Below are 23,911 nucleotides of genomic sequence, written 5' to 3'. Positions count from 1 at the left end.
TGGGGGTGGTCCAACGCTACCCCGCGACCGACGGGCCGGGCGCACGCGGACCGTGTGCCCGGGCTGTGCCCCGCACGTGGCAGAACCACGGACCACTCGGGTGACCCGAGCGTCTGACACAGGCGGGAACCTGCGGTCAGCGGGAGGGGACCTGGCCGGTCCAGGGGTCGGTGACGAGCTCGCTGACGCGGGCCTCGACGGCGAGGCCGTCGGCTGCGAGCGCAGCGGCGAGGTCCTCGACGGCGTAGCGCAGCCAGGGCCACTCACTGGCGTAGTGGGCGGTGTCCACGAGGAACGGGGTGCCGGCCGGGCCGGGAGCTCCGGCGGCACGGGCCTCGAACTCGGCACGTTCGCGCAGCTCGGACGCCGGGTGGTGACGCAGGTCGGAGGTGACGTACACGTCGACGTCGGCCGCGCGGACGGCGTCGAAGTACCCGTCGCCGGAGCCACCGAGGACGGCGGCCGTGGTCACGACGGCGTCGGGGTCGCCGGAGAAGCGGATGCCCTGCGCGGTGGCGGGCAGCGCGGCGGCGACGCGGCGGGCGAAGCCCGCGAGCGTGGTGGGTTCGGCGAGGCGGCCGACGCGGCCGATGCCCCGGGCTGTCTCGTCGGTTCCCGGAGCGCCGGCGTCGCCCGCAGGTGCGCCTGCGGCGGCGCTCTGCTCGAGGGGCCGCCGGTCGGTGATGCCGACCAGGTCGGCGAGGGCGTCGGCGACGCCGCGCGGGGCGGCGTCGGCGTTGGTGTGCGCCACGTGCAGGGCGCAGCCGCCGGTCAGCAGCCGGTGCACCACGGAGCCCTTGAAGGTGGTGGCGGCCACGGAGCTCACGCCGCGCAGGAACAACGGGTGGTGGGTGACCAGCAGGTCGGCGCCCCAGTCCAGCGCCTCGTCGACGACGGCGGACACCGGGTCGACGGCGAACAGCACCTTGCGCACGGGCGCTGCGGGGTCGCCGGCGACGAGCCCGACGGCGTCCCACCCCTCGGCCGTCGACGGCGGGTAGAGGCCGTCGAGGGCGGCGACCACCTGGGCGAGCGTGGGGCCGGTGGGGGTGGTGGGGTCAGGCACGTCGCTGCTGCTCACGCGATGCAGCGTAGTACGGGGGTAGTAGGGGGGAAGTGCGGGGGGGGGGAGCACGGGGCCGAAGACGGCTTAGGCTCGGACCGTGACCGAGTCAGCATCCTCCCCAGCACCCCGCATGAACGTCGAGTCCTTCAACCTGGACCACCGTGCCGTGTCCGCGCCGTACGTGCGCCTGGCGGACCGCAAGCAGCTCCCGGGCGGCGACGTCATCGTCAAGTACGACGTGCGCTTCACCCAGCCCAATGTCGCGCACCTCGAGATGCCGACGGTGCACTCCCTGGAGCACCTGTTCGCGGAGCACTCCCGCAACCACTCGGACGCCGTCCTGGACTTCTCCCCCATGGGCTGCCAGACCGGCTTCTACCTGATGCTGCAGGGCGAGCCCGCCTACGACGACGTGCTCGCGCTGATCGACGCGACCCTGCGCGACATCATCGCGGCGACCGAGGTCCCCGCCGCCAACGAGGTGCAGTGCGGCTGGGGCGCGAACCACACCCTGAGCGGTGCGCAGGAGGCCGCCTCGGCGTTCCTGTCCGCTCGCGGCGTGTGGGCGGAGGTCTATGCGAAGGACGCGCCCGGCGACGCCTCGGCCCGGGACGCCGCCGCTCGCGACGCGGCCGCGCTGGAGGCCGCCGCGCGGGACGCCGCGGCAGGCACGCACCGGCCGGGCTCGCCGCTGCCGTTGGGCCCGATCGAGGCCGAGGGGAAGTAGCGGGTGGCTGGTTCTGTCGCTGAACGGCCCGTCGCGGTCGTGCTCGTCGCCATGGACGACGAGGCCGCGCCGTTCCTCGCGCTGGCGTCCGAGATCGGCGAGCCGGAGCGGGTCGGCTTCGCCGAGGAGCGCCGGATCGTGCTCGCCGGGCAGCCGGTCGTGCTGGTGCGCACCGGTATCGGGTTCGTCAACGCGGCGTCCGCGGGCGTGGCCGCGATCCTGCGGTTCGGCGCGGGCGTACCCCTGATCAGCGCGGGCAGCGCCGGCGGGCTCGCCAAGGACGTCGCCGTGGGCGACGTGGTCCTGGGCGCCCGCCTCCTGAACGCGGACGCCGACGCGCGCGCCTTCGGCTACGTGCTCGGCCAGGTACCCGGCATGCCGGAGGCCTATGACGCCGCGCCCGCGATCGCCGATGCCGTCCGCCGCGCCGCGGCCGGCATCGCCGACCTCGAGGTGCGCGAGGGCGCGATCGGGTCTGCCGAGAAGTTCGTGACGGCGGACCTGGCGGTCACGCTCCGCGCCGACTTCCCGGACATGCTCGCCGTCGACATGGAGTCCGCGGCGCTGGCGCAGCTCTGCCACAACTTCGGCGCGCAGTTCGTGTCCGTGCGGGGTGTCTCGGACCTGTGCGCCCCCGACGGCACGGAGTTCCTCACCCACGTGGACGACGCCGCACAGCGTTCGGCGCGGCTGGTCACGGCCGCGATCGGGCTGCTCGGGGGCTGAGGGCGGGGGCTTGCCGGGTCGGAGTGGCGGCGGTCTCGCAGGCGCTCGCCCGTAGCTGCGCCACGGCGTGGCCGATGAGCGCGGCCCGGCGCCGGTCCTGGCGGGCGTGGACCACGATGCGGCGCGCCACGGCGGGACCGGTCACGGGCCGGACGACAAGGCCGTCGTGCAGGTCCGTGACGGCCAGGCGCGGCAGGACCGTCACCCCGATGCCGGCCGCCACCAGGCGGAGCGTGGCCCGGTGGTCGTCCAGGCGGGCGGCGTACCGCGGGACGAAACCGGCGGCGCTGCACGCGGTGAGTACGATCTGCCCGATCGGGCTGTCGTAGATGTCGTAGTCGATCCAGGGCTCGTCGGCGAGGTCGTGGAGGCTGACCTCCGGGCCGGCGGCCAGCGGGTGCGTGGCCGGGAGCACGGCCACGAAGCCCTCGACGGTCAGCTCGTGCCGCTGGTACCCCTCGAGGTGCACCTCTGTCCCGCCCGCGGGCTCGGTCCGGACGTCGAGGTCCGGCAGGCGGCGTCCGCGGCCGTCCACCGGCTCGTTCAGGCTGATCTCGACGGTGAGGTTGGGCTGGAGCTCGCGCACCGCCCGGACGACGGCCGGCATCCACTGCTCGGCCGCCGAGGCGAAGCACGCGACGGCGAGGTGCTGCCCGTGACCGGCGCGGAGGTCCGCGACCACGCGTTCGAGGCGGCCGAAGTCGGCCAGGAGCGGCTGCGCCTGGTCGGCGAGGTGCCGCGCGTCGTCGGTGGCGACGATGCCGCGCCCCTGCTTCTCGAACAGGACCAGCCCCGTCTCGCGCGCCAGCGCGGTCATGTGCTGGCTGATCGTCGCGGGCGAGTAGCTGAGGTTCCGCGCCGCCTGGTTGATCGACCCGGCTGCCAGGACCGCGCGCAGGATCTCGAGGCGCCGGGGGTTGAGCATGCGGCGACTGTAGGGCTGCCCGGCGGCCGGGCGCAGCCGCGACCGTACGTTGATCACGAATGGTGACCCGGTTTTGTTTGCTTGTCCTGATGCTTCCGGGCGGCAGAGGATGGCATCCGGATCCGGCTTGGGACTTGGGGCTTGGGGCTTGGGGCTTGGGGCTCAGGCCTGACAAGAAGTACGGCGAGAGGGATGGCGATGGACACGACGTTCTTGGACGAGGCGGACCGCCTCCTGATCCGCTACGGACCCAGCTTCAGCCCGCGGCTGATCGAGCGCGCCGCGGGCTCATACGTGTACGACAGCGAGGGCACACCGATCCTCGACTTCACGTCGGGGCAGATGAGCTCGATCCTCGGGCACGCGCACCCGGACATCGTGGCGACCGTGTCGTCATCGGTCGCGGGGCTGGACCACCTGTTCAGCGGCATGCTGAGCGCGCCGGTCCTCGGGCTGGCCGACCGGCTGACCGCGACACTGCCAGCGGGGCTGGACAAGGCGCTGCTGCTGAGCACGGGCGCGGAGTCGAACGAGGCCGCGATCAAGCTGGCCAAGCTGTACACCGGCCGGTACGAGGTCGTCTCGTTCGACCGCTCGTGGCACGGCATGACCCAGGGAGCGGCGTCCGCCACCTTCTCCGCGGGCCGGCGCGGCTACGGCCCACCGACCCCCGGCAACCTCGCCCTGCCGACGCCGAACGCCTACCGCTCCCCGTTCCGGACGGCCGACGGGTCCTACGACTGGGCGGCCGAGCTCGCCTACGGGTTCGCCCTGGTCGACCAGCAGTCCGCCGGCAGCCTCGCCGCGTGCGTCGTCGAGCCGATCCTGTCGTCCGGCGGGATCATCGACCTGCCGCCCGGGTACCTCCGGCGCCTCAAGGAGATGTGCGAGGAGCGCGGCATGCTGCTCGTCCTGGACGAGGCGCAGACGGGGCTGGGCCGCACGGGCACCATGTACGCGTTCGAGCGCGACGGCGTGGCCCCCGACATCCTGACGCTGTCGAAGACGCTCGGCGCCGGGCTGCCGGTGGCCGCCGTCGTGACCAGCGCCGAGATCGAGCAGGTCTGCCATGAGCGGGGGTTTCTCTTCTACACGACGCACGTGTCCGACCCGCTGGCGGCGGCCGTCGGGCTCACCGTGCTCGACGTGATCGAGCGGGAGGGCCTGGTCGAACGGGCGGCACGGCTGGGCGAGCAGCTCACCGGGCGGCTGCTGGAGCTGCGCGACCGGTACGAGGTGGTCGGCGACGTGCGCGGGCGCGGCCTGCTGCAGGGCGTCGAGCTCGTGGAGGACAAGGCGAGCAAGACTCCCGCGGACGCCCTCGGCAACGCGGTGACGACGGCCTGCCTGGAGCGGGGGCTGCACATGAACATCGTGCAGCTGCCGGGGATGGGCGGGATCTTCAGGATCGCGCCGCCGCTGACGATCGGCGAGGACGACCTGCACGGGGGCGTGGACATCCTGGAGGCGTCGCTGAAGGCGGTGCTGGACGGGTAGAGACTGGACCGGGTAGGGGCTGGACGGGTACGGACTGGCGGGCCCGGCCGGACGGGGCTTGGCCGGACGGGGCTTTGTGGTCAGCCCTTCGCGTCCGCGTAGCTCTCCGTCACGGCCACGCTGAGCGGGAAGTCGACCGGGAAGTCGCCGAACAGCAGGCGGCCCGCCTCTTCGGCGGCGGCCCGCACCTCCTGCGCGACGACGTGGGCGAGCGCCGCCGGTGCGTGTACCACGACCTCGTCGTGCAGGAAGAACACGAGGTGCGGGCGGCGGTCGAACGGCGCGGGGGCGAGCCCGGGCCGGGCGCCGTCCGACGTGTCCTCCCCCAGCGCCCAGAGCCGACGGCGGATGGAGGCGATCCAGCACAGCGCCCACTCCGCGGCGGTGCCCTGGACCACGAAGTTCCGGGTGAACCGTCCCCAGGACCGGGTCTGGCTGCGGGCGCGCGACTGGGCGTCGGCGCCGGCGTCCTCGTCGAACGCGGAGCCCTGGACCGCGGCCCAGGACTCGCCCGGCCGGGGCGAGCTGCGACCGAGCCGGGTGGTGACCACCTCGCCGCGCTCCCCCGCCCGGGCCGCACGCTCGACGAGGTCGATGGCCTGCGGGAACGCGCGCGCGAGCCGGGGCAGCACCTGTGCGCTGACGCCGGTGGTGCCGCCGTACATGGCGCCGAGCATGCCGACCTTCGCATGCTCGCGGGAGTCGACGGCGCCGGTCGCGACGATCCCGGCGTACATGTCGGTGCTGGCCCCGTCCTTGGACCGGCCGGCGGCGGCCATCCGCTCGTCGCGCGAGAGGGCCGCCAGCACGCGGGGTTCGAGCTGAGCGGCGTCGGCGACGACGAAGGTCCAGCCCGGGTCGGAGACCACCGCGCGCCGTACGTTGTGCGGCAGCTGCAACGCACCGCCGCCCGTGCTCGCCCAGCGGCCCGTGACCACGCCGCCCACGACGTACTCCATGCGGAAGCGGCCGTCGGGCGCCCAGGTGTCGAGCCAGTTCCAGCCGTTGGCGGTGTAGAGGCGGTAGAGGCTCTTGTATTCCAGGAGGGGCGCGATCACGGGGTGGTCGAGCCTCTCCAGCTCCCACTTGCGCAGGCTGCGCGCGCCGACGCCCGCGTATTCCATGGCCCGCAGCAGGTCCGGGTGGGAGTCGGGGTTGAGTGTCGGCGGGGCGTCCAGGGCGGTCCGGATCTGGTCGACCAGCGCCTCGAGCTTGGCCGGGCGCGCGCCCGGGCGCGGACGCGGACCGAGCGCATCGGTGAGGATCTCGTCGTGGATGTCGCCACGCCACGGCAGGCCGGCGTGGTGCATCTCGGCGGCGGCCAGCGCGCCCGCGGACTCGGCCGCGAGCAGGAGCCGGAGCCGGCCGGGATCGGTGCTGTCCTTGATCGCACGGAGCTGGGCGGTGAGCTCGGTGAGGGGGTCGAGCGGGTTGGCGGGGGCCGTGCCGGGGCCGGGCACGGCGAGGCCGGGCACGGCGGGGCCTGCCGTGCCGGGGCCCGCCGTGCCGGGGCCTGCCCGGTCGATGCCGGCTGAGTCGATGCTGGCTGAGTCGGGGCCGGCTGAGTCGGGGCCGGCTGAGTCGATGCTGGCTGAGTCGGGGCCGGCTGAGTCGATGCTGGCTGTGCCGGGGCCCGTGCCAGGTCTGGCTGGGCTCGTACCACCCGAGCTGGTCCGTGCCGCGCTCTGACCGCGCGCGCTCGGGCCGTCCGCGTCAAGGGCGCGCGGCGTGCCGTCACGCTCATCCCCCGGACGGGGTGCGTCGTCGCGCCCGCGCACCGGAGCGCTCAGCTCGCCGAGGTCGAAGAGCGGTTCGGAGCCGGGATGACGGTCGGGCCGGACCAGCGCGGCCGCCGTCGGCCCACCCGGGGGCGGTACCGCGGCGAGGCGGTCCCAGGCCGTGGGCCCGGCCTCGGCGAGCGCCGTGCGCGCCGACAGCGCTGAGGTGCGCAGCACGGCGTGCGCCAGCCGCAGGTCGTGCGCGCGGTCGACCCGGACTCCCTCGGCGAGCAGGGCCGGGTACCAGCGGTTGGTGTCGTCCCAGGTCCAGCGGACGTGGGACGACTCAGCGGCTGTCACCTCGCGGGTCAGTCCGGAGGCCTCGACGATGTGCGGCTCGCCCTCGGGCGCGCCGGAGTCGGACACCGACCGTAGGCCGATTTCCGCGCCATCCTGGGAGACCACCGTGTGCATGGGGACCAGTCTGCCGTGAGCCACTGACACTCGGAGGTCGGCGGCTCCTCGCCATGGACGTCAGGTCCGACGGCTCGCCGTCGCGCTCCGACGAGTTATCCACAGATCTCAAATCTCACGAGAAGTGAGCACCTCTGTTCGATAGCCTCGTCAGGTCGCCGGCACCAGGCCGAGCGTCGGATCGAGGGGGTGACCGGATGGTGCTGGCACAGCCGAGCACGACGAGCGCCGGGGCGCGCTCGCTCGAGGAGATCGTCACGGACCTCCAGGTACTGACACGGGAACTGGTCGGCGTCGCAGGTCCGGCGGCGCTGGACGACACTCCGCCGGGCGGGACCGCTGGGATCGCCGGACGCCTGACTGCGGCATCACCGCTGCTGCGCGTCGTGTGCTCGCAGCTGGAAGTGCTCCGGATGACCTGGCTGCCCCGGATCGAGACCGACGGCAGATGGGCGCTCGACGGTTCACGGACGTTCCGGGTCTGGCTCGCTCGCCGTGAGAAGGTCACCATGCGCACGGCGAGCCGGGACGTGCTGACCGGTGAGCGGCTTCTCGACCACCTTCCGGCCACGCTCGCTGCCGCGCTGAGCGGACGGCTCGGCATGGACCAGGTCCGGGCGATGGTCGATGTCGGCCCGACGTCGGAGGACCGGCGCAAGGCGCTGGTGAGCCCGGTCGACACGGCGCCCGGCGGGACAGGCGAGGACGAGCCCCCGAACGACGGCGACGAGGCCGCTGCGGACGGCGCCGACGGTCCCGGGGCTGACGACGGCGAGCCGGCCGGGCCCACAGGCGGGGACCCCGCTGGCGACGGCGCGGGGGCCGTGGTTCACGGGCCGACCGGGGAGGAGGTGCTGCTGGACCTGGCCGACCAGCACGGCCCGCTCGTGTTCCGCCGGTTCGTGGACCGGTTCGCACGCGTCGCTGACCCGGAGTCCGACGAGCGCGGGTACAAGCGGGCTTCGGAGCGCGAGCACCTCGAGGTGGCCAAGACCTTCGGCGGCTACCATGTCGCCGGATTCCTCACCGACGAGCACGGTGAGGCACTGCGCACCGCGATGGACTCGGTGATGGGCGCTCCGACGCCAGGCGACGACCGCACCCCCACGCAGCGACGCGCTCAGGCTCTCGCCGACCTCGCCCGCACCGTGCTCGACAACGGCCACACCGGGACAGGCGGCGCCGTACGACCGCACGTCACCGTGACCGTGTCGTGGACGGAGCTCGCTCGCCTGACCGGTCGGTCCGGTGCGCCTGGCAGCAGCGGCAGCGGGGCCAGCGCGAGTGATGGCGGAAGCGTGGGCGATCACGACCATGAGGCGGATCGCCTACCTCCCAAGGAACTGCCGGGGACCGGCGGCCAGACGGGCCTGACCGACGTCACCGCGGCGCCCGCGAGATTCGGCATCTCCGCATCGCTCGTGCCGACCAGCACCCTGCGGCGTCTGCTCTGTGACGCCGCGGTGACCCGGGTGGTCTTCGGACCCGACAGCCAGGTGCTCGACGTCGGTCGGGCGCAGCGCACCGTCACCGGGCAGATGCGCCGGGCCGTGATCGCCCGCGACAGACATTGCGTCTACGTCGACTGCACGCAGCCGCCCGTTCGCTGCGAGGTCCACCACGCCGAACGCCACTGGGCCGACGGCGGAGACACGAGCGTGCGCAACGCAGCCCTGCTGTGCTGGCACCACCACGACCTGGTCGACCGGACCGGCATCACGATGCGGTGGACCGGAAACCCGGACGGCGCCCGCCACTCCGGATGGACGCTCGTCGACCGGCACGGCCGCGAGCTCACCCCGGTGGGCAGCCCACCTGGCACGCACTGGCGAAGAACATGACCCACGCCGTGCGGGCCGGAACACCGCGAGACCGCAGCACCGTGGGCGGGACGACTGCTGGCGTCCGCGCCGGCGCGGGCTCTCCGGCCGGTCGCTCGGCCGGCGGGCAGGAGCTCTGCCGGCCGAGCGCCGCAGCCGACGGATCGAAGCTCGATCGATCGGGGTTCGGCCGATCGGGGTTCGGCCGATCGGGGTTCGGCCGATCGGCGTTCGGTCGATCGGCGTTCGGTCGACGGGCCACAGCTCGACCGACCCAACGCCGTCGTCAACTGGCCGGAGCTCGGTCGACCGTAACCCGATCGACCGAGCCCCGACCCGCGAGTTACCACCCGGGCGGTCACGACCTGGCGCTCAGCCCGCGACGTCCGCCACGGCGCGGGCCCGGCCCACGACGAAGGCCGCGTGCAGCACCGTGGGCGGCGTCAGGTCGCCGGCCAGCAACCCCTGGGCCGTGCGCTCCAGCGTTGCGAGCCCGAGGTCTCGCGCCAGGAGGCGCGCCTGCTCGACGTCCGATCGCTGCCGGGTCGTGAGCGCCGGGCGGCCCGTCGCGGCGGCGGCCAGCAGGACGTCGCCCAGCAGCAGTGTCACGCGGCGGACCGGGGCCGGCGGAGCAGGCGCCGGACGCACCGACCTGGCCGAGGAAGCCTGCGCTTTGAGCTTCCGCAACCGTCGGCGCCAGAAGTCCCAGTAGCTCGTCTCGAGGGACCACGCCGGGGTGATCGTGGGGCTGACCAGCCTGATCGCCCCTTTCTTGTCGCGCACGAACAGGCCGACCGGCTCGTCCCGTTCCTCGCGTCGCTCGATCGTCACCGCGACCAGCTTGGACCGGACCGACAGCAGCGTCTGGACCGCCTGCTCGCCCGCAACCGGCAGCCGCAGCAGCCGGGTGTCCCCCTCCGACGTGATGACGGAGAGCGTCAGCTCCTGGCGCACCTCGTCGATGCCGACCTCACCGACGTCGCGCACCAGCACCAGCCGGACGTTGGCCGGACGGCGCCCGAACCCGACGACGTCGCGCGGCTGTACCCCGGCGCCGGTGCGCTCGGCGATGACGCGGAGCTCGTCGAGGTCGAACCCGTCGCCCTCCAAACGCTGGAGCACCGGGGCACCACCGGCGCCGAGGCCGCCGTCCGGCTTGGTGCGCACCCTGGTGAGGGCGAACCCGCCCTCGCACAGCGTGCTCAGCGACCTGTTCCACAGCAGCGGGCTGGTCCAGCTGCGCTGGAACCGCGGGTCGGTGCCCGACGGGCGTCCCGTCACGACCTGCCGCACCTGGCCGGCGTCGGCCACGGAGTGCGCGCCCGCTTCGGTCTCGGCGTCCCAGCCCAGGTAGGCCAGGCCACGCGAGCCGCTCTGCGAGGTCCACCACCGGGCCCCGAGCGGGACCCAACGCGCGATGTCCACCTCGTCGTCGGCGTCCCCGGCCTTGCCGTCCTTGCCGGCCTTGCCCGACCCGGCCTTGCTGTCCTTGCCCGGCCCTGTCTTGCCGACCGGGCCCGCGCCAGCACCGCCGGCACCGGTTCCGGCAGCGACCGGGTCCGTCGCACGCTCCAGCACCTCGCACATCGCCCAGATCTCGGCGAGGACGTCGAGCAGGTCCGACTCGGTGACGGCGTCGTCGCGGCCAGCCAGACCCGCGACGAGGCCGCCGCCGACCCGGATGAGCCCGTCGAACCGCACGTTACCGATCCGCTCGGGCGCGACCTGGTCGAACCCGGCGACGCGCACGCGGCCGGCCAGCGCGGTCAGTGACTCGGCATCGTCGGTGCCGAGGTGGGACAGGCCGCCCGACATCAGCCGTCCGACGACGTCGCGTACCTCCGCGAGCGCCTCCCGGCGCCGCTTGAGCACTGCCGGGGTCGGGCCGCGCTTCGCCGACGTGCCCGAGCCCGCAGCCGTTGCTCCGGCAGCAACCGATCCGGACCTGGCCGCAGCATCCGGAGCCCCGGGAGCCCCGGGAGCCCCGACACCGGGCTCGCCTGAGCCGCCCGACTCCGCGCTAGCTCCCGCCGACCTGGGCACCGACAGCGCCACGACCGACGTCGAACCGGCCTGCCCAGCGCCAGACTGTCCCGCACCAGACGGTCCAGCACCAGACAGTCCAGCACCAGCCGGCGGCGCCTCGGGTGCTACCTCGATCGCCCAGAGGCACGCGGTCAGCACGTGCTGGCACACGCCCGCCGTCGGGCAGTCGCACGAGACCGCCGCGGGACCGCGGCCGTCCACACGCACGGTCACCCCGGACACGTCGAGCACCGCGCCCTTGGCGTCGTGCGACACCTCGGTCACGGTGTCCTTGCGGGCGCGACGCAGCAGGCCCGGGTTGCCGAGCGCCTTGAGCGCGTCGTCGTCCAGGCCGGCATAGGGCGCCGCCCAGGCATAGGTCTTCCTCTCGCTCACGAGAGCACCTCCCCCAGCCACTCGGCGAATCGTTCGGGTGTCAGGGCGGCGACCTCCATGCCGCACTCGGCCAGGTGCCGCGCCGTGCCCTGGTCGTAGACGGGTTCGGCCGCCTCGTCCAGCGCGGCGAGCCCGAGCATGGTGACGCCCGACGACGCCATGCGCCGCACGGTCGTGAGCAGACTCGACACCGATCCGCCCTCGTAGAAGTCGCTGACCAGCGCCACCACCGTCCGGGACGGGTTGCGGACCTGCTGCTCGGCGTGCCGCATGGCGCGCGCGATGTCGGTGCCGCCGCCGAGCTGGGCGGTCATCAGCACCTCGACGGGGTCGGCGGCCAGGTGCGACATGTCCACCACCGAGGTGTCGAACAGGTAGAGCTGCACGTTGATGCCGGGCAGCCCCGACAGGATCCCGGCGCACACCGCGGAGTACAGCAGCGAGGGCGCCATCGATCCCGACTGGTCGACCAGCAGGATGACGTCCCAGGTCAGGGTGCGCTTGGCCCGCGCGGAGAACCGGACGTCCTGCACCATCATGCGGCCGTCCGCGTCGACCCGGCCAAGGTTGGCGCGCAGGGTGCGCTTCCAGTCGAAGTTCCGCGCGACACGGTGCATCGAGCGGCGCGACCTGTCGATGCGGCCGTTGACCGCGGTGGTGAACCGAGGCCGCAGCCGCTTCACGACGTCGTCGACGACGCGGCGGATGATGCGGCGCAGGCCGTTGGCGGCCTGGTCGTTCAGGGCACCGCGCACCTGCAGCATCGCGACCGCGAGCTCGCGCGACGGCTCCAGTGTCTCGAGCGCGGTCTCGTCCTGGAGCAGCTCGGTGAGGCCGTACCGGCTCACGGCGTCGACCTGCATGCGCTCGAAGGTCTCGCGCGGGAACAGGCTGCCGGCCTCGTTGAGCCAGCCAAGCGCGGTGACGTCGACGCCGTGCGGCTGGGAACCGCCCAGCCCTGCGCCGCCACCGCCCCGACCGCCCTCTCCGCCCGGTCCACCTCGGCCGACGCGGTGCCCGCGGGCCGTGTACTCGCGGTCGTACAGGTACCGCAGCGACCGCTCCAGACCCTGGTCCTGCTGGCCCATCTGCAGCTCGTCGGCGGCGTACCGGCCCAGGACCAGACGCCAGCGGCGGGCGGCCTCGCCGTCCGATACCGACGTCCCCGCTGCCAACCCGGCCGACGACGCCGATGACGCGTCCACCGCCGGATTGGGCGGCGTCCGATCGATCGCGCTCATGCTTCTCCTCCTGCCGGGGTCGCGCCCACAGCACTCTCCATGTCAGTTGCTGCAACCCAGTGGGCCAGGCCGTCCCGCTCCAGCACCGCCGCCAGCTCGCGGTCCAGGGCCAGGCCTGTGGCGAGGTCCTCCTCGGACAGCGCGACCCGCACGTCCACCTGGTCGACCCGCGCTCCGGTCCGCTCCGCGACCCGCTTGGCCAGTCGGTGCGTCTCGGTGGGCCGCAGCCACGTGAAGGCCCGCCGCAGGTCGGGCAGCACCGCGAGGAACGCATCGCCCTCCAGGGCGCGCAAAGCCTCGTCGACGGCGTCGAACATCTCCGGGGTGTGCAGGATGAGGTCCGGCGCCGCCCGCATGACGCCGCCCAGGAACCGCACCGCGGCGCCCGGGTCGGCGCCCGCGGCCAGGGCACCGCGCACCCGCGTGACCAGGACGTCGTCGGCCACCTCGCCGTCGGTGAACCCCAGGGCGAGCAGGGCGCCGGCCACCGCGGGGGCCGTGCTCTCGTCGTCACGCAGGCGCCCCAGCTCTCGGGCGACGGCGAGGCGGTTCACCGCGCCGACGGTCGCCCAGTCCGCGCCCGCGGCCACATTGCCCGCGGCCACATTGCCCGCCACGGCAGTGTCAGCCGGCGCGCCGTCAGCCAACGTGCCGTCAGCCAACCCGCCGTCTGCCAACGCTCCGTCGGCGGCCGCCGCGTCGCGCAGCAGGGAACGCAGGCCGATCAGGGTGCCGATAGCGGCGTCCTCGTCCTCGGCACGCACCTTGCCAAGGTCGCTGACCAGGTAGGCGGCCGTGGCGAGCGCCTGGCTCACGAGGTCGAGCAGCTCTCCCGCGTACTCCTCGGCGCCGAGCTCGACCCGCGCCTCCCAGAGGCCGAGCAGCCGGCGCGCGCCAGAGACGACGGAGTCCACGTCGCGGTCGGTGTCCAGGGTGACGCGCAGCAAGGCGACGATCCGCGGCAGGTGCGAGCCCATGCCGATCACCAGCGCCTGCGCCACGAGCCGTGCAATGGCGTCGACAGAGGCGGACCCCGTGCCGGGCACAGCCCTCGTACCGGGCACAGCCCCCGTGCCCGGCACAGCCCCCGTACCAGAACTTACTCCGGGCACGGCACCGGACCCCGCACGGGCACCCGACAGCCGAGCCTCCGCCTCGGTCAGCCGAGCGACGGCGACGGCCTCCAGCGTGGCACCGAGGTGCACCATCTCCACGAGGCGCGCCTCGACGAGCGGCGTCCAGCAGTACTGCCACTCCTCCGTGATCAGCCCGAGACCTCGGCCGGCCACGTGGTCAGGCCCCGAGACAAGCTGCCCGAAGCCGGCCCCGACGAAGTCGAGCAGGGCCAGCACCTGACGCTTGGCCCGGTGCGACGCCGTCCGACGCGCGTCCAGGCGGGCCGTGCGCGGCAACGAGTCGTCGACGACGAGCCGCACCGCGCGCACCCGCTCGCGCACGTCGCGCACCAGGGGCGGGGACGCGCTGCCGGGCGGTACGTCGCCGAGCGCCCGCCCGCCGAACACCTCCGCGATCGCCAGCCCCAGCGGACGCTCGGGCTCACCCGGTCCGCCGACGCCGCCGTCGTCCTGCACATAGCACGACCGCATCGCGTCGAGCAGGTCGGTACGACCCGCGAAGGCCCGCTCGCGGAGGACCGCGAGCCGCGTGGCCGCCTCGGCGGCGGCGCTGACCTGCGGCAGGCTCACCGCGTGGCCTCGTTCGACGGCGCCCCGGGCGACGTCGACCAGGATCTCGGCGGCCAGGGCGCGGGCGCCGACCGGGCCGGGCGCCTTGCCGACAGCACCATCCACAGCACCGTCTAAGGCGCCAGCGCCAGCGCCAGCGACAGCCCCGTCGAGCGCGCCGCCGACGAGAGTGCCGTGGAACGCGAGCTCCCGGAGGTGCGCAGCGTGCAGGCGCTCGTAATACCCCGGCGAGGGCATGCCCGCGCCGTATCCCCGAAGGCCGTCGAGCCGCTCGTTGTCGTACCGCACCAGCCACGCCTCGCCCTCCGCGACCGGGCCGAAGCCGCCCTCCGGCTGGCGGTCGCGCACCGGCGCACCCTCCGCCGCGCCGGACAACGCCTCCACCAGCGCGAGCGTGTGGAAGGCGCCGGTCACCACGAGCACCGGCCCGTCGACCTCGGCCGCTGTCTCGGCGACACGGGCTGCCATGCGTGCCTCGCGGTCCAGGGAACCGTCGGCGGCGAGCACGCTCTCCTCGTAGTCGAGGCGCGCGAGCGCCGCCCACGCGAAGACGTCGTCGAAGACGGCCCGCCAGTCGGCCAGCTCGGCACTCGGCCGCGACTCGAACAGGTGGTCCCAGACCTCGTCGTGGTCCCGGCACCCGAGCCGACGTGCGAGTGCGGCGACCGCCTCGGAGTGCGCCAGGTACCGCTCGGACATCAACGTGCGCGCGAAAGGATCGGGTTCGGCATCCGCCCCACCGGCACCCAGCGCGGCACCGTTCGGATCAGCACCGCCCAGACCAGCACCACCCGGACCAGCACCGGGCCCATCAGACCCGGACCCGCCCGACCCCGACACCGCGCGCTCCGCGGCCGACCGCTCGCCGAAGGACCGGTCGATGAACCGGAGCTCGGCGCCGACGTCGCGCCCCGCCTGCAGGGCCACCCACTCCGGGGAGAAGGAAGCGAGCGGGTAGAAACCGGAGCCGCCGCCGGCCTCGGAGTTCTCCGCCGACGAACCGGTTCCGGAGTCGCCGAGGCTCAGCACCGCGATCGGCGGTCGCGTCGCCTCGTGCAGCAGGTCCGGGATGAGCCGCGTGAACTCTTCCGGCCCCTCGATGAGGACGGCCGCCGGCCGCAGCTCCTCGATCGCCGCGCGCACCGCCACGGCGCACGCCGGGCTGTGGTGCCGCACCGGCGCGAGGTAGACGCCGCGGTCGGCACGTAGCCCTCCGACGGCGTCCGCGGCCGCACGCAGGCGCTCCGGAGCCAGCTCCCAGACGGCGCCGGCCCGCCGGCCGTCACCGACGGCGCCCCCGCCCGTCACCGCCACAGCGGCTCTGCCGCGGTGAAGAAGGCCTTCCAGCGCGCGTCGGTCCGTGCGCGCTCGCGCACCACGTTGTCGACGTAGTGCCGCAGCCGGCGCGCGTCCTCCTCCTCGCCCTTGAGGGCCACGCCTGCAACCTGCCGCGCGACCTCGGCCGCGGTCACGGTGCCGTCGCCCAGGTACCGGGCCTCCAGCGAGGCCGCGACGGCGACGTTGACGGCCTCCGCCGTCGACATGACCGTCTCCGGCCGCTTGACCGGCGCGCCCTCGCGGGTGCTGCCCGTGCGCAGGTCCTGGAACACGGTGACCAGCACCTCGAGCACATCGCGCGGCACCTCGGGCCGGTCCCCCTCGGGGCCGAGCTCGGCCGCGAGCTGGCGCTGCACCAGCTCGATCTCGAAGGCGCGGTCCCGCACCGGGGCCACGGTCTCGAAGCTGAAGCGGCGCTTGAGGGCCGCCGACATCTCGTGCACGCCGCGGTCCTTCAGGTTCGCCGTCGCGATCACGGTGAACCCCGGCCGGGCCGCGACCCGTGCGTCGGGACCGAGCTCGGGGACCATGAGCTGCTTCTCCGACAGGATCGACACGAGGGTGTCCTGAATCTCCGGGGCACAGCGCGTGATCTCTTCGAACCGCACCACGCGGCCCTCACGCATGCCCGTGCAGATCGGCGACGGCACGAGGGACCGCTCGCTCGGCCCCTCGGAGACCAGCAGTGCGTAGTTCCAGGAGTACCGCACGTGGTCCTCGGTGGTGCCCGCGGTGCCCTGCACCGTCAGGGTCGAGCTGCCCGACACCGCCGCCGAGAGCAGCTCCGACAGCATCGACTTGGCCGTGCCCGGCTCGCCCACGAGCATCAGGCCCTGGCGCCCCATCAGGGAGACGACGGCACGGTCCACCAGCGGGTCGTCGCCGTAGAACTTGCGGCTCACACCGAGCTCGTCGGAGCCGACGACGAACGCCCGCACTGCCCGCGGGCTGAGCCGCCAGCCCGGCGGGAGCTCGTGCCCGCGCTCGACGTCCCAGGCGGCCAGGGTCGCCAGCTCGGCGGCGTAGCGGACCTCGGCGGGCGGGCGGATCTCGTCGATTCCGGCAGTCGTTCCTGCCGTGGCGCTGGTGTCTGGCTGGGTGGTTTGCGTGGTCATGACGTCCTTCTGTGCTCGCAGCGAGTGGTGACGCAACGGCCCAGGTCAGAGCCGCTGCGGTCGGCGTGCGGGTAGCGGAAGCCGCTGACACGCCTGTCGGGTCCGGTGCCGGCTCCACCTGGGGAGCCGGCACCGGACCACCGAGCCTCAGTACTGGCTCTTCTTCTCCCAGTCCGCGTCGAACGCCCCGCCCTCGGCGACGTGCACGTAGTCCCGGTAGGACACCGCGAGCAGCACCTTGGGCACGTCCTTGATCGCGAGCCGCCCCCGGTCGTCCCAGGTGCCGGTGCGGCGGAACACGAGGTGCTCCACGGCGGCGGTGATGTTCTCCTCGGGCAGGAACGCGCCGGTGAACTCGATCTCGACCGTGAGGTCGAGCGTCGGGTACTCCTTGCGGTAGGCGGAGAACCAGCCGGCGTCCTCGGCCTGCGACCGGGAGTAGCCGAGCTTCGTGGCGCGCCCGCGGATCGTGAACGAGTCGCTGAGCCAGCCCCGGCGGGTACTGATCACGGTGGCGGTGTCGGGCAGATCCGGCAGCGCGCCGGCGGCGTCCTCCGCGTCGGCGCCCAGGCCCTGGTCGAACAGCGGCGTGATCTCGTAGTCCCCGAGGTGAGCGCGCCAGGCCGGTGCGCCGGTCTCGTCGTCGTCCCCGAGGGTGGCCGCGTGCACCAGCGACACGAGCGCGTCGTCCGGCAGGGTGACGTCCTCGTCGTCGACGCCGATCAGCGCGCCGCCGTCGCCCGGCCGGAACGTCACGGGGCCGGCGCCCGACCCGGCGCCCGGCACCTCCGCGGCCCACACCAGGCGCGCGGCGAGGCGCGACATGAGCGGGTGGCCCAGCACGAACTCGCGCCAGTCGGCGAACGTCCAGGTACGCCCGGTGACCATCGCCTCGGCGAACCGCTGCGTCTGGAGGGCCACGACGGCCTTCAGCTCGGCGCGCGACTCCTTGAGCTGGCGCTTCGCCTCGGCGTACACCTCGTCGTCGTCCGACGCGCGCTTGGCCGGCAGCGCCTTGACGACCTTGCCCGCGGGGTTGCGCAGCTCGAGCGTGAACGACTCGGTGATGCGCCCGGTGACCACCCGCGCGTCGTCGCCGTCCGGGCCGCCCAGGTCGAGGCGCAGGATGCCGTCGTCGTCGAACCCGGCGGTCTGCACCGTGCGGTCGGCGAGCTGGTCGCCGTCCCAGCCGTTGCGGTCCGCGATGTCCTGGGCCAGCGCGCCGGCCGTCTCCTGGACGGTGCGCTGCTTGAACCGCCGCGAGACCGCGAGCAGCTGCTGCACCGCGGCGCGGTCGCCGTTGGCGGCCAGGGCCCGCACGAGGTACTCGGCCTGCGCACGCCGGCCCTTGTGCGCGGTGAAGTAGTGCTGGGCCGTGGTCGCGAGCCCGGATCCGGGCATCCCGACGGTCAGCGCGAGCAGGCCCTTCTCCTGCGTGGCCGACCCGAGGTAGGTGGCCTGGTCCTCGCGGTAGAGGCGCTTCCAGAAGTCCTCGACGGTCTGCCCGGCCTGGTCGGCGTAGTACTCGGGGTAGCGCTTGATCGAGGACTGCAGGTTGTCCCACCGGGACTGTGCGTACTGGTCGGCGTACTCGCGGGAGTGCTCGACCGACGGGTTGCGCGTGTCCTGCGCGACCCAGGCCCGGAGCACGAACGAACCGAGTGCGGCCTGCGAGGCCGGGTCCAGAAGCCCGACGTAGCGGGCGATCAGGCCCTCGCCGCTGGGCGACTTCAGCTTGGTCGCGAGCACGACCCACCAGCGCACGACGTCCCGGGGGACGACGTCGCCCGCCCCGGCGTCAGCCCCGGCCCCAGCACCAGCACCAGCACCAGCAGCCCACCGGACCTCCGGCAGCTGCTCGAAGGGGAACCAGTCCAGGCTCGCCGGCATCTTGGCCTTGAGCCCCTTGGTGGCCTCGGCCTGCAGCACCTCGGGCGCGAGGTCGGCCGAGATGTCGTCGCCGAGCGTCTCCAGCGCCGAGAGCAGCGCCGCCCGCGCGGCCTCGCGCCGCTCCTTCTTCAGGGCGGCCCGCAGGGCCGGCACCGCCGCGGCGTCCCCGATGCGGCCGAGCCAGGCCGCGGCTGACGCCCGCACCTCGCTCTTGGTGTCCGCGAGCGCCTGCTCGGCCAGGGGCCGGGCGCCGGTGTGGGCCTCGAGCACGTGCTGTGCGGTGATGCGGTGGGTCTTGCCCGCGCCGAGCGCGAGCGCGGTGAGGTTGGGCAGCACCAGCGGGGGCACCACAGGGAACTGGCGCAGCACGTCGAGCGCCTTGCCGACACGGTCGCTGCCGCCCTCGCCCGACTGCAGCGTGCGCTCCAGGAGCTGCGGCCGCTCGGCGAACCACGGCCAGGACACGGTCGTCGGGATCTCCTCCTGCCCCCACCAGCGGTGGAGCACGAGCTCGGTGATGAGTTCCTCGGGCTCCGGGATCTGCACGCGCTCCAGGGCCTCCTGCAGCTGGCGCAGGTCGGTGAGCTCGTCGAGGTGACCGCGGAGGGTCCACAGCAGGTTGTTGTTGTTGCCGTTGCCCCGGTGCGTGAGCGCCTGGAGCCGGATGTGGAGCATGAGGCCCTGCCCGGCGAACGGGTCGCGGCGGCGTTCGGTGAGCCACTGGACCAGCGCCGAGGCCTGGTACTTGCCCTTGACCGGCGTCTGGCCGGACAGGTGACCGGGCAGCGCGTCGAGGTCCTTGTCGGTGATCTTCTGCAGGCGGTCGAGGTTGCTCTGGGCGGACCGCAGGGCCCAGTCCTTGGCATTGCCCGAGGACCGCTTCTTCATCTCGGCGAGGTTCTCGCGCGCCTCGACGGTCGCCTTCTCGATGTCGGCGCGGAGCTGGGCCAGCCAGGCGGCGTCGAGCGCGACGTCGGGCAGCGGCTGCCACTCCGGGAGCTCGATGACGACGTCCTCGGCCGGCGTCTCCAGCGCGCGCGAGCGCTCGACGGTCTGCTCCAGGAGCTTGACGCGGGCACTCTGCCCGCCGGCGATCTTGCCGTTCGCGTCGCGCAGCGGCAGGAGGGCCGCCTCGCACGCCGCGATGCCGCCGTCCAGCGCGGCGAGGCGGGTCACGGCCTCGGCGAGGCGGCCGGACGGCGCCGTGGCCAGGTGCGGCGCGAGCAGCTCGACCTGCTGGCCGTCGGGCAGGCTCGCGAGGTACTTGAGCGCGGCGGCACGCACGCCCTTGGCGGGGTCGACGGCGAGCGCCGCGACGATCCGCGCGAAGTCGTCGCTCGCGGCCTCCTGCGTGGAGACGCGCTTGCCGATGCGGTCGAGGACCTCTTCCTTGCCGGCGGCGCCCACCGTGTGGACGACGTCGCCCAGCAGGCCGACGTGCCGGGCGACGTACTCGTCGAAGCCGAGGGACTTCAGGATTCCCTCGCGGGCGTCGGAGTACCAGGAGCGCCCCTTCGCGGAGCGGTGCGCGATGCCCATCAGGACGACGCGCGGGGCGTCCTCGGCCGGCACGCCGCCCTCGATCGCGGCCTCCTCGAACGTGGACGGCGTCCAGCGCGTGCGGGTGGCCTGGTCACCGGAACCGGACCGGTTGCGCTTCGGCGTGCCGATGTGGCCGACATCGTGCAGCAGGAGGGAGAGCCACTCGGGCACGCCCGGGATCTCGACGGTCTCGGTGATCTGTGCCAGCACCCGGCCGAACCGGACGACCTGCGGCATGGCGCCGACCGCGTAGACGCGGCGGCGGCCGTTGATGCCCTTGTCCTTGGTCCAGTTCTTGTGGTGGGCGGCGACCTTCTTCTCCTCGTCGGGCGAGACCCAGCTCGACCAGTAGTTCGAGCGGCCCGGCTCGTCGAGCAGCTTGTCGATCTCCCCCGTGCCGGCGGACGCCAGGCTCGTCACGATCTCCGGTGTCGTGCCCTGCAGCACGTAACCCACCGCGTCCTCGTACGAACCGGTGCCGAGCAGCGACAACGGTGCGAGCGCATCCGCCACGCCTCGCGCCGTCTCGTCGCCGCCCCGCACCCGGTCCATCAGCTCCTGCAGCATCTCGCCCCATCACGTCGTCGTCGGCCATCGGGGCAGAGCTCGCCCCTGGATCGTGCTGCCTTCAGCAGCACGCGCCACAAGGTACTGGTGGCCTCTGACACACCCGCGCGCCCGGCCGGCCGACGGACGAACCGCCCGGGTGAAACGCCCTGGCAGGGCCGCCCGGCCGATCAGCAGGGCCGCCCGGCCGATCAGCAGAGCCGCCCGGCCGGGCGCCCGGGAGGGCCCGCCGGCCGCTAGGGCACGAGCCGGTGCAGGTCCCGCGGGAACGGCGTCACCTCGCGGACGTTGGCCGCCCCGACCAGCCGCGCCACCCAGCGCTCCAGGCCGATCGCGAACCCTCCGTGGGGCGGCATCCCGTGCCGGAACGCCTCCAGGTAGGTCGCGTACGACGCCGGGTCCTCGCCGCGGGCCTCGATCGCCGCCACGTAGTCGGCATGCCGGTGCAGGCGCTGCCCGCCCGTGACCAGCTCCAGCCCGCGGAACAGCAGGTCGAAGCTGTTGCTCCACCGGCTCTCCCCCACCGTCCGGTGGGCTGGCTCGGGGTGCGTGTAGAACGGCCGCTTGGCCATCGGATAGCCCTCGACCGCGAGGAAGTCCGACCCGTGCTCGGCCAACGCCCACTCGCCCAGCGCCCGCTCGTGCTCGGGCGCGAGGTCTGGCTCGTCGGCGGGCGCGCCGACCAGCTCCAGGGCGTCGGCGAAGTGCAGCACCGGGAACTCGTCCGGGACCTGTGGCACCGCGACGTCCAGCCGTTCGGCCGCCCCGGACGCGCGGACGGCGTCCGTCATCCCGGCGAGCACGTCGCGCAGCACCGCCAGCACGTCGCGGTGGTCGCGCACGAACCCGAGCTCGACGTCGAGCGAGCGGTACTCGGCGAGGTGCCGCACGGTGTCGTGCGGCTCGGCCCGGAACACTGGACCCACCTCGTACACCCGCTCGAACACGCCCACCATCTGCTGCTTGTAGAACTGCGGCGACTGCGCCAGGTAGGCGGGACGGCCGAAGTAGTCGACGGGAAACACGTTCGCCCCCGACTCCGTGGCCGTGCCGACCAGCTTGGGCGTGCAGATCTCCGTGAAGCCCGCCGCGTCCAGCGTCGCGCGGAACCCACGCAGGCTCGCGGCCGCGACCTCCCAGCGCGCCTTCTGCGCTGGGTGCCGCCAGGCGACGGCAGCGTGGTCCAGCAGGGTGGGCAGCGCGGCCGTCAGAGCCGGCCGCCACAGCTCGACCGGCGGGGTCTCCGCCGGGTCGGTGAGCGGCGTGATCAGCGGGTTCGCGCCGTCGAGCCCGGTGACCTCGACCCCGCCGGGCGCCTGCGCGTTGGCGGTGACCGTACCGGTCACCTCGACGGTGGTCTCCTCCGGCGGCACGACCGGCACAGTCGGCACGACCGACGCCTCCGGCAGCGCGGCTGGTACGGCCGGCAGCACGTCCGACGCCGCGGGCCCGACGCCGGTACGCACCACGACCTGGGCGAGCCCGGTGCGGTCGCGCAGCACCAGGAACGTCACGGTGGCGAGCTCGCGGCGCCGGTGCACCCAGCCCTGCAGCCGCACGCGCGAACCGGGCGGGACGCCCGGCAGGTCACGGGCAAGCACACGGGCCGGTTCGAGAGCGTCGGTCTCGGGGCCCCGGGCCTCGGACGCAGACGCGCTCGAGGACGACACAGGGGACGGCAAAGGTGGTCTCATCATTCCTCCAGAAGGCGCAGGCCCTGGAGGAGCGGGCGGGGGCTAGGTCGCGGTGCCACCACTCCTTTGCCGGGATGCCCCGGCCTCTCGTCGGTACGCCGCACGCGCGGGTGGGCAGTTGCCCGGCCGACCGGGCGGAGGTTTGTCAGGCCTCCCGCTCACCACCGCACACGCTATGCCCGACGGCGGCCTCCGCGCCACCACGATTCGGAACCGGGTCCGGCCACGCCCCTGCCGGCGTCGACCGAGCACGCGGCAAGCGGCTGCTATCACCTCCGAGCGGTCGGCAGAACGTCAGGTGATCGGTAGCTCGGGTTGCCGATCACCTGACGTTCTGCCGACCACCCAACGGCGATCACCCAACGCCGATCACGCAACGCCGATCACGCGACGCCGATCACCCGTCCCGGGCCACGGGCCCTGGGGCGCCGGCCCCGGCGAGCCACTCGCGGACAGCCTGGCCGACGGCGGCGTCGTCCTCCAGGGGCACGAGGTGACCGAGCCCGGGAAACGCCACCACCTCCGGGTCGCCGGGCAGCGCCTCGCGGAGCCGGGCGGCCTGCTCGAACGGGATCCACGGGTCGGCGTCGGCCCAGCCGACGCGGACCGGGCAGCGCACCTCGCCGAGCCGGCGCACGATCGGCGCGGTGTGCTCGGGCGAGAGCCGCGCGATCTGGCGGTAGAACGCCGCCTGCCCCACCGGGTCGAGCCACGGCTCGGCGAGCAGGTCGACGTCGTCGTCCGGCAGCCCGTGGTTCGCGGCCCCGGCGATGTACTCGCGCACCAGGGCGCCGTGCAGCGGGCCGGGCACGGCCGCGAAGACGGCCTCGTTCTCGGCCACGAGCCGGAAGAAGGGCGACCCCCAGGGGTCCAGCGTGACGATGTCGAGCAGGAACAGGCTCGCGACGTCGACGGCCTCCAGGAGGTGGGCACCGAGGGCCACCGCTCCCCCGATGTCGTGCGCCACGACGTGCGGCCGGTCCAGCGACCAGTGCCTCAGCAGCGCGGCCAGCCGCCGGCGCTGGGCCACGAGGTCGACGGCGACGTCGGGCCCCTTGGGCGAGGCGCCGTAGCCGGGCATGTCCCACAGGAAGACGCGATACTCCCGGCTCAGCGCGCGGGCCACGGGCGCCCACACCCGCGCGGACCACGGCGTGCCGTGGCAGAGCACGACGTCGCCCGCCGGTTCACGGCCGGCCGGCTCCAGCACCCAGGTGGCGACCCGCTCGCCCCGCACGCGGAGATCGCCGTCCCCGGGACCTGGGCCGACCTCCAGCTCGACGACGACGGGCTCCGGCAGCTCGGATGCGGCGACCGAGTGGGCGGCCGGCGTACCGGCTGGGGTCAGAGGCTGTGCGGCGGACATCGCCCGACCGTACCGAAGACGCCGTCGGGCACCCCCCTTCAAACCCACCCCTAGGGGGGTTAGGCTGACCTAACTCTG

The 23,911-nt window shown here is 73.9% G+C and carries 13 protein-coding genes and 1 pseudogene; 4 read left to right on the top strand and 10 right to left on the bottom strand.

All coding sequences use genetic code 11. The features are described from left to right. Positions 1-136: 136 nt before the first annotated feature. The gene (locus ACH47X_RS08535) at positions 137-1,081 is read right to left on the bottom strand and encodes a Nif3-like dinuclear metal center hexameric protein (RefSeq protein WP_397403288.1); all 945 of its coding nucleotides are present in this window, start codon (positions 1,079-1,081) and stop codon (positions 137-139) included. Between the two features lie 115 nt (positions 1,082-1,196). On the opposite strand from ACH47X_RS08535, the pseudogene ACH47X_RS08530 reads away from it, so the two are divergent. Both ACH47X_RS08530 and mtnN read left to right on the top strand, forming a co-directional pair. Next, positions 1,197-1,646 (top strand): annotated as a pseudogene (locus ACH47X_RS08530) (S-ribosylhomocysteine lyase); the annotation flags it as partial. 150 nt (positions 1,647-1,796) lie between these two features. Then, complete coding sequence (gene mtnN / locus ACH47X_RS08525) at positions 1,797-2,519, top strand: 5'-methylthioadenosine/S-adenosylhomocysteine nucleosidase (protein WP_397403286.1); 723 nt, start codon at positions 1,797-1,799, stop codon at positions 2,517-2,519. Here mtnN and ACH47X_RS08520 read toward each other — a convergent pair. Beyond that, positions 2,488-3,444 carry a LysR family transcriptional regulator gene (locus ACH47X_RS08520; RefSeq protein WP_397403284.1) on the bottom strand — a complete coding sequence of 319 codons (957 nt, stop codon included), beginning with the start codon at positions 3,442-3,444 and terminating at the stop codon, positions 2,488-2,490. The genes mtnN and ACH47X_RS08520 overlap by 32 nt on opposite strands. A 198-nt stretch (positions 3,445-3,642) precedes the next feature. Here ACH47X_RS08520 and ACH47X_RS08515 point away from each other — a divergent pair, with 198 nt between their 5' ends. After that, positions 3,643-4,941, top strand: a complete 1,299-nt coding sequence (locus ACH47X_RS08515) for an aspartate aminotransferase family protein (RefSeq protein ID WP_397403282.1) — start codon at positions 3,643-3,645, stop codon at positions 4,939-4,941. 80 nt (positions 4,942-5,021) lie between these two features. On the opposite strand, the gene ACH47X_RS08510 is transcribed toward ACH47X_RS08515, so the two are convergent. After that, positions 5,022-7,133, bottom strand: a complete 2,112-nt coding sequence (locus ACH47X_RS08510; RefSeq protein ID WP_397403280.1) for a bifunctional 3'-5' exonuclease/DNA polymerase — start codon at positions 7,131-7,133, stop codon at positions 5,022-5,024. A gap of 197 nt (positions 7,134-7,330) precedes the next feature. Between ACH47X_RS08510 and ACH47X_RS08505 the strand changes: the two genes are divergently transcribed. After that, on the top strand, positions 7,331-8,974 hold the full coding sequence (locus ACH47X_RS08505; protein ID WP_397403278.1) for an HNH endonuclease signature motif containing protein: 1,644 nt from the start codon (positions 7,331-7,333) through the stop codon (positions 8,972-8,974). 351 nt (positions 8,975-9,325) lie between these two features. On the opposite strand, the gene ACH47X_RS08500 is transcribed toward ACH47X_RS08505, so the two are convergent. The 7 genes from ACH47X_RS08500 to ACH47X_RS08470 all read right to left on the bottom strand — a co-directional run bounded on the left by ACH47X_RS08500 (position 9,326) and on the right by ACH47X_RS08470 (position 23,833). Continuing rightward, positions 9,326-11,374, bottom strand: coding sequence for a hypothetical protein (locus tag ACH47X_RS08500; RefSeq protein ID WP_397403276.1), 2,049 nt, complete (start codon positions 11,372-11,374; stop codon positions 9,326-9,328). Next, entirely contained in the window at positions 11,371-12,615 is a 1,245-nt protein-coding gene (locus ACH47X_RS08495; protein ID WP_397403274.1) for a VWA domain-containing protein, read from the bottom strand. Before ACH47X_RS08495 ends, ACH47X_RS08500 begins: the two co-directional genes overlap by 4 nt. Beyond that, on the bottom strand, positions 12,612-15,629 hold the full coding sequence (locus tag ACH47X_RS08490) for a DUF5682 family protein (RefSeq protein ID WP_397403272.1): 3,018 nt from the start codon (positions 15,627-15,629) through the stop codon (positions 12,612-12,614). The genes ACH47X_RS08495 and ACH47X_RS08490 overlap by 4 nt, the downstream gene beginning before the upstream one ends. After that, positions 15,626-16,774, bottom strand: coding sequence for an AAA family ATPase (locus tag ACH47X_RS08485; protein WP_397403270.1), 1,149 nt, complete (start codon positions 16,772-16,774; stop codon positions 15,626-15,628). The genes ACH47X_RS08490 and ACH47X_RS08485 overlap by 4 nt, the downstream gene beginning before the upstream one ends. Before the next feature lie 147 nt (positions 16,775-16,921). Beyond that, positions 16,922-20,773 carry a DUF4132 domain-containing protein gene (locus ACH47X_RS08480; RefSeq protein WP_397403268.1) on the bottom strand — a complete coding sequence of 1,284 codons (3,852 nt, stop codon included), beginning with the start codon at positions 20,771-20,773 and terminating at the stop codon, positions 16,922-16,924. 236 nt (positions 20,774-21,009) lie between these two features. Beyond that, positions 21,010-22,374 carry an aspartate--tRNA(Asn) ligase gene (aspS, locus tag ACH47X_RS08475; RefSeq protein ID WP_397403266.1) on the bottom strand — a complete coding sequence of 455 codons (1,365 nt, stop codon included), beginning with the start codon at positions 22,372-22,374 and terminating at the stop codon, positions 21,010-21,012. A gap of 490 nt (positions 22,375-22,864) precedes the next feature. Continuing rightward, positions 22,865-23,833, bottom strand: coding sequence for an alpha/beta fold hydrolase (locus ACH47X_RS08470; RefSeq protein WP_397403264.1), 969 nt, complete (start codon positions 23,831-23,833; stop codon positions 22,865-22,867). Positions 23,834-23,911: the final 78 nt, after the last annotated feature.

Origin of the sequence: Promicromonospora kroppenstedtii (assembly GCF_044389675.1) — a bacterium.
GTDB classification, from domain to species: Bacteria; Actinomycetota; Actinomycetes; order Actinomycetales; family Cellulomonadaceae; genus Promicromonospora; species Promicromonospora kroppenstedtii.
This window is presented reverse-complemented; position numbering and strand designations above follow the sequence as displayed.